9 protein-coding genes are annotated in these 11064 nt (G+C 44.3%); 7 read left to right on the forward strand and 2 right to left on the reverse strand.

Translation table 11 applies throughout. The annotated features are described in order from the left end of the window. Positions 1 to 22 precede the first annotated feature (22 nt). The 3 genes from RYO92_RS06120 (at position 23) to RYO92_RS06130 (ending at position 3659) form a co-directional block, all read left to right on the forward strand. Positions 23 to 997: a glycosyltransferase family 2 protein gene (locus RYO92_RS06120; protein ID WP_315369805.1), complete on the forward strand. Its 975-nt coding sequence runs from the start codon at positions 23 to 25 to the stop codon at positions 995 to 997. Between the two features lie 109 nt (positions 998 to 1106). Beyond that, a complete protein-coding gene (locus RYO92_RS06125; RefSeq protein WP_315369806.1) occupies positions 1107 to 2078 on the forward strand; it encodes a glycosyltransferase family 2 protein in 972 nt (323 codons plus the stop codon). 105 nt (positions 2079 to 2183) lie between these two features. Continuing rightward, the gene (locus tag RYO92_RS06130; RefSeq protein WP_315369807.1) at positions 2184 to 3659 is read left to right on the forward strand and encodes a lipopolysaccharide biosynthesis protein; all 1476 of its coding nucleotides are present in this window, start codon (positions 2184 to 2186) and stop codon (positions 3657 to 3659) included. A 432-nt stretch (positions 3660 to 4091) separates the two neighbouring features. Here the strand turns inward: RYO92_RS06130 and RYO92_RS06135 are convergent, their stop codons facing one another. Together RYO92_RS06135 and RYO92_RS06140 are read right to left on the reverse strand one after the other, a co-directional pair. Further along, entirely contained in the window at positions 4092 to 5117 is a 1026-nt protein-coding gene (locus RYO92_RS06135) for a glycosyltransferase family 2 protein (protein ID WP_315369808.1), read from the reverse strand. Between the two features lie 11 nt (positions 5118 to 5128). Next, on the reverse strand, positions 5129 to 6736 hold the full coding sequence (locus RYO92_RS06140) for a L,D-transpeptidase family protein (protein WP_315369809.1): 1608 nt from the start codon (positions 6734 to 6736) through the stop codon (positions 5129 to 5131). Between the two features lie 132 nt (positions 6737 to 6868). Between RYO92_RS06140 and RYO92_RS06145 the strand changes: the two genes are divergently transcribed. From RYO92_RS06145 to RYO92_RS06160, 4 genes are all read left to right on the forward strand, one after another. After that, positions 6869 to 7981 carry a DegT/DnrJ/EryC1/StrS family aminotransferase gene (locus tag RYO92_RS06145; RefSeq protein ID WP_315369810.1) on the forward strand — a complete coding sequence of 371 codons (1113 nt, stop codon included), beginning with the start codon at positions 6869 to 6871 and terminating at the stop codon, positions 7979 to 7981. Then, positions 7978 to 9024, forward strand: a complete 1047-nt coding sequence (locus RYO92_RS06150; RefSeq protein WP_315369811.1) for an ATP-grasp domain-containing protein — start codon at positions 7978 to 7980, stop codon at positions 9022 to 9024. The genes RYO92_RS06145 and RYO92_RS06150 overlap by 4 nt, the downstream gene beginning before the upstream one ends. A 41-nt stretch (positions 9025 to 9065) precedes the next feature. Beyond that, positions 9066 to 9758 (forward strand): glycosyltransferase family 2 protein, encoded by a 693-nt coding sequence (locus RYO92_RS06155; protein WP_315369812.1) that lies wholly within the window; start codon positions 9066 to 9068, stop codon positions 9756 to 9758. A gap of 6 nt (positions 9759 to 9764) precedes the next feature. Continuing rightward, positions 9765 to 11064 (forward strand): lipopolysaccharide biosynthesis protein (locus RYO92_RS06160; protein ID WP_315369813.1); only part of this gene is annotated, 1300 nt, incomplete at its 3' end.

Genomic DNA, 11064 nt, shown 5'->3' on the forward strand with positions numbered 1-11064 from the left:
GTCAAAGAGAGGAATTGCTGAAATGCATTGTGTGATTTTATGTACTTATAATGGGGAGAAATATCTGGAAAAGCAGATTAAATCCATTATGGAGCAGGATAGGGAGGATTTTTGCCTCCTTTATTCTGATGACGGCTCCACCGATAGTACAAAAGCAATTCTGCAAAGCTTGCAGGAAAAGTATGGAAGGAGGATGAGGGCTTTCCCGAGACCTATGCATAGTGGAAGTCCGGCAAAGCATTTTCTCTCTATTCTTTCCGCCTTGGCTAAGGGGGAGGTGGAGATAGAAAATTTAGAATATATTTTCCTTGCAGATCAGGATGATGAATGGTTTCCGGACAAGCTCTCCAAGACGATTTCTGCCATAAAGGAGGAAGAAAGAAAGTTTGGGGAAAGCCTTCCTATCCTTTGTCACACAGACTGCTCTTTGGTGAATTCAAAAGGAGAGCTTCTTGCCAAGTCCTATAGAAGGTATCAGAAATTACCGGGTGCCTCCTGCCGTTTTTCCCGCCTGCTTTTGCAAAACCATGTGACAGGAGCCTCTGTGGGAATCAACAAAGCTTTGCTGCAATATTGCAAGGAAATTCCTGTGGAAGTAAAGATGCATGACCATTGGCTGGCCTTGTTGGCAAACTGCTTTGGGGAAATTCAATATTTGCCCTATGCCAGCTATGCCTACCGGCAGCATGGAGAAAATGTCTTAGGGGCGAAAAAAGCCAGTATATTGCAGGAATGTGGAGACAGGCTGGCGGATTCCGGAGAAAAGGATAAGGAAGAGATTATTCATACTTCTTACAGGGCATTGTTTGCCCAGGGGAGAGAATTGAAGCGTTTATTTGGAGAAAATTTTCCGGAAGAGAAGAAAAAGGTCTTGGAAGCCTTTTTATCTTTGGAAGGGAAGAGTCGTTTAGGGAAAATAACAACCATGGCCCTCTTCGGTATTTACCCCTATCCTCTGTATCGGGGCATCGGAGCAATGCTGTTTTTGGATAGTTAAGTGATTAGAAACTTATTAGCCAAGAGCTTAGACTCATATTAGACAATAGCTTATGTGGCTTAATAATCAATAAAGTGTATGGCTTAGATTATGGAAGAAAGGAGGCGGCATGAAGGAAAAACCGTTAATTTCCGTATGTATTGTGACCTACCGGCATAAGGACTATATCGGAAAATGCTTAGACAGTATTCTTTCCCAAAAGGGAAATTTTTCTTTGGAAATCCTTCTCCATGATGATGCCTCCACAGACGGAAGTCAGGAGATTATCCGTTCTTATCAGGAGAAATATCCGGAGATTCTTTTTCCAATCCTGCAGACGGAAAATCAGTATTCTCAGGGGAAAAGAAACATTACCGGCATCTTTAATTTTCCAAGAGCAAGGGGAGAGTTTATCACCGTAATTGACGGGGATGATTTTTACCTTCGGGAAGATAAACTGGAAAAGCAGATGAAAGCATTACAGAGAGAAGAAGAGGCTGTTCTTTGTTTTCATCCGGCAAAGGTTTTGCTCCCCGACGGCAGGGAGGGGCCGAAGGACTTACTTCGTCCCTATTCGGAGGGGAAAATATTGGAAGGAAGAGAGCTAATCAATCATCCTAAGGGGATTGCCTTTTCCTCTATGTTTTTTAGAAGAAGCTTAATTGAAAAGCTTCCGGACTTTTACTATGCCTGTCCGGTGGGGGACAGACCTATAGAGTTGATGGCGGCATTGGCCGGAAAGGCGGTATACTTGCCGGAGGAATACACTGCCTATCGCTTTCATTTGCAAAGCTCCTGGACGGAAAGGGAAAAAGGACGGCAACAGCAGGAGAAATATCTTTTGGAAATGAAGCATTGCTATAAGCTGTTCTTAGAGGAGTCCAAGGGGAAATACAGGTCGGAGGTGGAGGAAGCCATCAATAGACTCAGCTTTTCTATAGCACTGAATCTTAGGGATTTTTCTGAAATTTATCAGAAGGAATATAGAGCCTATTTACAAGAAATGTCTTTCTCGGAGAGAACTTTGCTTCGCTTGGAGCGGTACTGTCCTAAGCTTTATCGCTTCTTACAGAAACAGTTCGGTATGGAGCGGAAGAAATAAATAGAAGAGCAAGTTCAGTGAAACAGAAAGAGCAGCTTCAGCAAAGCAAAAAGAAATGTAAAAAAATCAAAGGACAGTAAGGCAAAGGATAGTAAGGAGAATGCTATGGGAGAAATGACGCAAAATAAAGAGGGATGGAAGGGGAAAATCCTTTCCGGCCTTTTTTGGCGTTTCCTGGAGCAGATTTCCTACCAGGGCATACAGCTGATTTTCTCCCTGTTTCTCCTTCGGATTTTGGATACGGAAGAGGTAGGGGCGGTGAGTGTCATCAGCATCTTTATCACCATTGCCAATACCTTTATTCAATCCGGTTTTTCTCAGGCGCTGATGCAGAAAAAAGAAATCAAAGAGGAAGATTATTCTTCCGTGTTTTATCTCACCTTGGCTTTGTCCGGAGGAATCTACCTTCTGTTTTACGGCATAAGCCCTTTTGTGGCAGAGTTTTATCATCTCCCGATTTTAGAGTCTCTTTTACGACAAATGAGTATTTTGCTCTTCCCCGGAGCGGTAATATCCATCCAAATGGCTTATGCCGGAAGGGCTTTGCAGTTTCGCCCGATCTTTCTGGCCAGCTTCTTTTCCTCCCTCTTTTCCGGAGTACTGGCAGTATTTTTAGCCTATCGGGGGCTTGGCTCCTTTGCCATGGCCTATCAGCAGATTTCCTATTACTTTTTTACCATGCTGATATTATTCTTATGCCTCCCTTGGAGACCGAAGCTTTTATTTCGACTTTCCTCTTTATCAGCTTTATTTCATTTTGGCTGGAAAATCCTGTTTTCCGGACTACTGGATCAGATCTGGCAAAATATCTATGGTCTAGTCATCGGAAAACGCTACAAGGTAGAGGAACTGGCGCTTTACAATCGAGGAGAAATGTTTCCAAAGCTTCTGTCCTCCACCCTATCCACCATGATATCCGGAGTAATGTTTCCCGCCTTTTCCAAGATGCAGGAGGAAAAGGATACCTTGCAGGAAATGGCCAGGAAAACCATTCGTTTTTCCGCCTTCCTTTTGTTTCCCATTCTTTTTGGACTAATGGCAGTGGCAAAGCCCTTTATCATCTTACTGCTCACCAAGAAATGGATAGGGATGTTACCCTATCTACGTTTTCTTTCCGTGACGTATTTATTCTTACCCCTGCACATGTGCAATCTACAACTGATGAACAGTCAGGGGCGCTCGGATTTATTTCTGAAGCTGGAAATTATCAAGAAGATTTTGGGCATAATTATTCTTCTGTTAACTTTTCCCTTCGGCATCTTCGTCATGCTCTTTGGGAAAAATGTTGGAGAAGTTCTCTGTCTGTATTTAAATGCCAAACCCAATGAAAAACTGATACAATACGGCTTCTTCTCCCAATTAAAAGACTGCCTGGCATCCTTTATCGCATCCTTTCTCATGGGAGGAATCGTTTATCTATCCCAAGGACAATTAGAAAAAAGAGGAATGACCGAACTATGGCAACTCATAGCCCTCATCCCCCTGGGAGCAATCTGCTATATACTATTTTCTTTGCTGCTGAACAGAAAAGATATCAAAACACTAATGGAATTAAACCCTTTAAAGAGAAAAGGAATATAGAAAACAATTAGCCAAAGCAAACGAAGCTGTATAGGCATGAAAGCGTGTAACCTGAGCCTGTTGGTACATGTAGAAAGCCTTCGAAGAGAAGAACAGTAGAAATCAAATAATGTAAGCGAACGATGCTTAATAGGCATGAAAGAAGGCAATCTGAGCCTCTCGGTATAAGCAGAAAATCTGCGAAGAGAAGAACTGAAGAAAACCAAAGCCAAAGCGAACGAAGCTGTATAGGTATGAAAGAGGGTAATCTGAGCCCGTCGGTACTTGCGAAAAACACAGGTACTGTGTTTTTCGCTTAGTATCCGCTACGTGGCGAGGTTAGCGGGAGCGTGCCCGATTTCATATCCATACAGCTTCGGAGCGTTGCCTTTTATCATTTTACAGTTCTGCACTACGAAGGCGAAGCTAGCGGGAGCGTGCCCGCTTTCATCCCTATACAGCATCGGAGCGCAGCCCTTTTCTTCTCCTCTTTCTCTCCGAAAGATATACAAAGCAGTTTTTAAACAGCCTAAGCTCAATAGCGATCAATCTTCTAAGCGGCACTTCCCGGAAATCCACCTTCTTCATTTCCTGTCTTTCCTTTAAGCCTTTAAAGATACCCTTTCGATAGGCCTTTCCGTAGCCCTTCTTTTGAAAGTAGAGAGCCTTAATCAAAATTCCCAGTAAGAAGGGCAGGAAATTCAGAATTTTCAGCCCGAGAGGAAAGTTTTTATAAAGCAGGAAAATAGAGTTTCTGGCAGAAAGCTCTACCTTAAAATCGCTGTATTTTCCTCCGCTGGTTCCGGAACCCACATGCTTACAAAGGGCAGTGGGGCAGTAGTAAACGGAGTAGCCCTTCCATTGGGCCCGAAAGGACAGGTCCACATCCTCCAGATAGGCGAAGTGCTTTTCGTCAAAAAGTCCGGTTTCTTCCAAAAGAGGAATACTGTATAGGGAAGCTCCTCCGCAGGCGGAAAATACCTTTTCGGCCTTAGTCCACCGGGAGGCTTCATCCTCTAAACCTCTTTGGAAGGGAAAACCTAAGAGACACAGTTCGTCCCCGGCATCATCCATCAGGCTGGGGTCATGCATCTTTACCATTTTGGAGGAAAGGGCAAATACCTTTTCTCCTTTTTTTTCTTTTTCTTCCATGAAAAGCAGAAGCTGCTCCACAAAGTCAGGAGCTACCTCCGTATCGTTGTTTAAAAGCAGGGCATAGCTTGCTCCCTGCCCCTTGGCCCAGAGAATTCCCTGGTTCACTGCAGTGGCAAAGCCTGTGTTTTCCGTATTTTGAATCAGGAAAATCCGCTCCGGATCCTGCTCCATCCAATACTTGATTTGCTTTTCACTATCATCCTTGGAAGCATTGTCCACAAAAAGAATAGAAAAGTCCTGCCTGCTTTGAGAAAGCAAAGCAGGCATGCACTTTTCTAAAAAATGAGCTCCATTATAGTTTGGTATAACGATGGTTGTTTTCATTTGTTTGTCCCTTAGGCATTGGGTTCAATGATATTTTCTTCCGCTTCCTTCGCCACTTCCTTCTTGGAATCGGCTACACTCTTGGCATCCTCTGCACTTTGCTTACCGGCAACAACAGGATCGGTAGGATCGTAGTTCTGCTCTCTGGGGATAGCCTGCATGATGGCATCCTTTTCGATGGGACCCTTGTCCCAGGCATCGGAATACACATTTACGGGAGTTCCGTTCTTACAGTTTTCATAGACCCACTGGGAATCGATGGCTCTTAAACGGATACATCCGCCGGAGATGGCCTGGTCGATAAAGTTGTAGTTGATGGCATCAAAGCTGTGGGGATCTGCCTTTTCATACAATAAGGAATGAATCAAAAATCCCTTATAGAAACGGGAGAGGAACTGGGTATAGCAATCCTTATGCATGAAGTGCCAACGATATTTTTCGTAAATCTTGAAATTTCCAAGTGGCGTATCCGGTCCCACACTGCACATCATAGTCTTATAAGGAATAGTGAACTTTCCTTCCTCGTCCTTGGTCATGACATAGAGGGTTCTGGTTTCCTTATTAATACGAATACTGTAGGCTGCCTGCTTACCCATAATCGGCTCTAAGTCCTTTAAAGCAATTCCCTGCTCATTCAGGTAAATGCGATAGCCGTTTACCACCTTCCAGCCTCTCTGGGCAACACCGTTTTCAAAGTAGTACTGGTTGGAATCCGGGTCGAAAGCATAGCCGGTATAGGGGCTGTTGTCAGCGGTCTGGTACTTAGGTTCTCCATTTTCAAAATAGAGTCCCTCCTGATATGCACTGTCCAATGCTTTTCCGCGCTTTCCGCTAAACTCCACACCGTTTTTCCAAAGGGCAATCTTTAAGCCCACAATGTACTTATCCCCGGAAAAGCTTCCACAGGCTTCTCCGCTTTTCGCCCAATCCGTTACGGTACCGTCACTTAATACCGCACGGTAGTAGATTTCTCCCATGGTATGGGTATATCCCTTGACTCTCAACATAATGGCAGTAACGGTTCCCTTATCCGGTGTGGTTTCTCCGGAAGCTGCCCAGGGACCCCAGGAGCCGGAGGGAGAATAGGTACGATAATACCATCTTCCTACGTTCTGGTGCTCCAGCATGATTCTTTGGAAGCCGTTGGGGCTGAAGGTAAAGGACTGGTTGTCCTGACTGTAACCGTAGTCGATTCGTTCTCCGGCGGAATTATAAATATAGTAGGTCGCCAAAGGAACCAGATTTAAAACCGGGTCTGCGGCCACGTCTCCCGCATGATCGGTGGTCATAAAGGGACGAATGGCATCTACGGTAAGCTCTGTTTTTTCCAAGGGAGCGGATTCCTGTACGGTGGCATTATTCTCTCCGCCGTTATTCTGGGAACTACTGTTTGTATTCTCTCCGGCATTGCCGCTTCCGGAACTTGTATTTCCGGGGCTTAGCACTGCACTATTACTTCCGTCTACAGGACCCTGAGAAATTGAGGGGGCATTTTCCTCTGTATATACAATGGCAGTATTCTCTGTACTCTCTACCGGATTTGCCATGGCAAGAAAGGGTTGTGATGCAGAGATACTCATTAGCGTAAGAATGGCAGCGAACTTTTTCGCTTGATTCATAGTTAACCTCCTTAAATTCTAATATACCTATGAACCTTAACACAAAAACGCAAAAAGAACTAGGGAGCATTTACATTTTCATGGGATTACTATAGAATTGTAAAAATCTCGACAGAATTTAAGGAGGAAGTAATGAAAAAGAAAGAAGAGCTCTACGTTACAAAATCAAGCCTTCCTCCTTTGGAGGAATTTCTTCCCTATTTGGAAAAGCTATGGGAGACTCGTCTTTTAACCAATATGGGGGAATTCCATGAACATTTTAAAAAAGAGCTTTCCGCCTTTCTTTCCGTGGAAAATACGGAGCTTTTTGTGAATGGTCATATTGCTTTAGAGCTTTTGATTGAAAGCCTTGGAAAAAAGGGAGAAATCATTACCACTCCCTTTTCCTTTGCCAGCACTACCCATGCCATTGTAAGAAACGGCTGTACGCCGGTGTTTTGTGATATTGAAGAGGATTTTTATACCTTGGATGTAAAGAAGATTCGCTCCCTTATTACAAAGGATACGGTGGCGATTTTACCGGTGCATGTCTATGGACATATTTGCGAAGTGGAAGAGCTGGATAAAATCTCTAAGGAATACGGCATTCCGGTACTCTATGATGCTGCCCATGCCTTTGGGGAACGCTATCATGGAAGAGGCGTAGGGAGCTTTGGTTATGCTTCCATGTTTTCTTTTCATGCCACCAAGGTTTTTCACAGCATTGAGGGCGGAGCGGTTTGCATTGGAGAGAAAAATCCTGAGCTTATGCATAAGCTTTATGCCTTGAAAAATTTCGGTATTATGGGGCAGGAAAGCGTAGAGTTGGTGGGTTGTAACGGGAAAATGAATGAATTTTCCGCTGCCATGGGACTTTGTAATCTTTGGCATATCGAGGAATATATCAAGGAAAGAGAGAAACGATACCGGCATTATGAAAGCCTGTTAAAGGACGTCCCCGGTCTTGTTTTCCCTAAGGGGCAGGAGGGGGTGGAGAAAAACTATGCCTACCTTCCTGTACGGATTTTAGGAGAGGGAAGAAGAAATCAGATCTTCTCCCTTCTGGAAAAGGAAGGCATTCATCCCAGAAAATACTTTTATCCTTTGATTTCCGAGTATGATTGCTATAAAGGAAAGTTTTCGGGGGATAGCACGCCGATAGCCAAGAGAATTGCGGAGGAAATACTGACTTTGCCCATCTATCCTGATTTGGATTTTTCCGATATTGAAAGAATTTCCGTTATTTTACAAAAGGAGTGTTCATGAAAAATATTCTGTGTACAGCCTTGGGCTCCTTTTCCACCAAGACGGTTATAGAAGGACTGGAAAAGAAGGGCTACACCGTATATGGTGCGGACTGTTATCCCGGAGAGTGGATTCCCATGGCGAAAAGGGTGAAGGACTTTGCGCAAATTCCCTTAGTACGGGAGGAAGAGGTATATTTGGATAGAATTCTTTCCTTATGTAAGGAGTGGGAGCTTTCCGCTATTTTTCCGCTGATTGATTTGGAAGTGGATTTTTATGAAAAACATAAGGAACGCTTTCAAAAGGAGGGAATTACCCTTTGTATTCCCAAGGGGGATCTAAGTCTGATTCGGGACAAATACCTTTTAAGTAAATTTCTTTCCGACAAGCTGGAAGAGGGATTTTCCGTGATTCCCGGAGAAGAGTATGAAGATTTGGATTTTGAGAACCTATCTTTTCCCATGATTGCCAAGAAAAGAAACGGCCGTTCCTCAGAGGGCTTGTGTGAGATAGAGGACGAGGATCAGCTGGGCTTTTTCTGCAATAAGATGTGGCGGGAAGAGGAGAAGAACTACATTTTCCAAAGAAAAATCGAAGGGAAGGTCTATACGGTAGATTACTTTCGAGGTCATGGGGGAGTGGATAGAGCACTGGTACGGAAAGAAAATCTTCGGACGAAAAATGGAGCCGGAGTCAGTGTGGAAATTTTGCCGGAGAAGGGCATTGAAAGGCAGTGCAAGCGGATTGCAGAAGCTTTAAATCTTTATGGTCTTGTGAATTTTGAGTGGATTTATGAGGAGCAGGAGGACTGCTTTTATTTTCTGGAAATTAATCCTCGTCCCTCAGGAGGCATCGGATTTTCTGTCCTGGCAGGAGCGCCCTTTGTGGAAGAGGCGGTGGACTTTTACCTTTCTGAGACATCGGAACCGGATGCCGAAGGAGAGAAGGCTGCAGGAAGTCTGTCAGAAACAAAGGCGATGGCGGATGTTGTTTCTCAAAAGCCGGAAGCCGGTATTCGTTATGGTTTTTACGGAAAGTATTATGATGATTTTTATCTTTCCTAGCTAAGACAGATAAAAAGTTCAAAAATTCTTCTAAGGAGGATATGTTGGAAGAAAAGAAATTACTCTGGATTATTCCCGCTTACAATGAGGCGAAGAGTCTGGACGCGGTGGTGGAAGATATTTTGTCCGTAGACCCTAAAGCGGAATATATTATTGTTTCCGACGGTTCCACAGACGGAACTGTGGAGCTTTGCCAAAAAAAGGGCTATTCCTACCTTGCCCTTCCGGAAAACCTCGGCTTAACAGCCTGTTTTCAAACCGGTATGCGTTATGCGGATCAAAGGGGCTATGCCTATGCTTTGCAGTTTGACGGCGACGGACAACACCGGGCGGAGGATGTGGCGGCTTTGCTGGAGGAGGCGGAAAATGGCGTGGACATTGTTTGCGGTTCCCGTTTTTTGGAAAAGAAAAAAGGAGGCTCTTTACGAGACTTCGGTTCTTCCTTAATCAGCCTGGCTATTCTTTTAAGAACCGGTACAAAACTGACGGACCCCACCTGCGGACTTCGGATTTACGGGCGGGAAGCCATTCTTCGCTTTTCCAGAGAACGAAATTTCTCCCCGGAGCCGGATACCTTGGCTCATTTACTTTTGGCGGGAATGACAGTTTCCGAGGTGCCGGTAAAGATTCGGGAAAGACGGGAGGGAGAGTCCTACCTAAAGCCCTGGAATGCGGCAAAATATATGACCAGAGTGCTTTTGTCTATTCTTTTTTTCGGAAATACAAAAATATAGAAAGTAGTGAAAAAGAACGTAATGAGTGTAGAGGCAGTAGGAAAACAGGGAGGGCGGAAGCCTTCCTTCATGAAAAATGATGTGCTTTGGAACGGAATAGGCAGTATGTGCTATGCCTTGGCTTCCATGGTGCTGGCTTTCTTTGTCCTTCGTTTAGGGGGAGAGGAGCAGGGAGGAATCTTCGGCTTCGGTTACTCTACTTTGGGACAACAGTTTTTCATTGTGGCTTACTTTGGACTTCGCCCCTTTCATATCACAGATATGAAGGGAGAGTTTTCTTTTCGACAATACAGGCAGTTTCGCAGTCTTACCGGAGGTTTGGCTCTGATTTTGGCTGTGCTTTTTCTTCTGTTTCAGTACGGTAGCGGTCTTTATACCGGGGAGAAGAGTCTGATATTATTCTTCCTATGTCTCTTTAAAATAGGGGATGCCTTTTGTGATGTGTATGAGTCGGAACTGCAAAGAAGGGGCGTTTTGTATAAGGCCGGACAGTCCATGTTTCTTCGCACGGTTTTTTCCGTCCTGGCTCTTCTGATTTTTCTTGGAATCACTAAAAATCTTTTCTTGGGCGCCATTGCTATGAATCTGGCACAGGCGGCCTCCTTCTTTCTCTTTTCCCTTCTCCCTTTAAAAGCCACCAAGCCCCTGGGGGAAGAAAAGAGTCTCGGCAAGTCGGATTTAGTAAAGCTATGGAAGGAGGTTTTCACCCTCTTTCTTTCCGTGTTCTTAGACTTTTATGTTTTTTCTTCCAGCAAATATGCGGTGGATCAGGTCTACGGCTCTTCCCGTTCCGGTATTTTTAATCTTTTATTTATGCCCGGAAACTTTATTTATCTTTTAGCAAACTTTATTATCCGCCCGGCCCTTCCGCAGTTGGCGGTCCTTTTTCAGACCGGGAAGGAAAAAGCCTTTCGAAAGCAGGAAAATGCCTTATTTAAAAAGGTAGTTTTGCTGTCCTTAGTCCTTTTTCTTCTGGCTCTTATTTTTTCCGGCCTGGCTCTCAGCATTTTGGAGTGGATTCTTGGCAGCAGCTTCTCCGGAAAGTTTACAGGAGAAAGATGGACCTTCTGCATTTTGATTTTGGGCGGAGCTTTCTATGCTCTGGCTAACACGGAGTACTATCTTTTGATTTTAAAGAGAAAGCAAAAATGGGTATTTATCGGCTATGGCATTGCCAGTCTGCTTTCCTTCTTTACGGTAAATCCGGTGGTAGCTATGGGAGGATTTTTTTACGGCAGTCTGCATTTTCTTTCCATGATGGTCTTTTTGTTCCTTTTCTTCTTTGTTACGGGACACGGGAAGGGCG

Source organism: Oribacterium sinus (assembly GCF_963553175.1).
GTDB lineage: Bacteria > Bacillota > Clostridia > Lachnospirales > Lachnospiraceae > Oribacterium > Oribacterium sinus_B.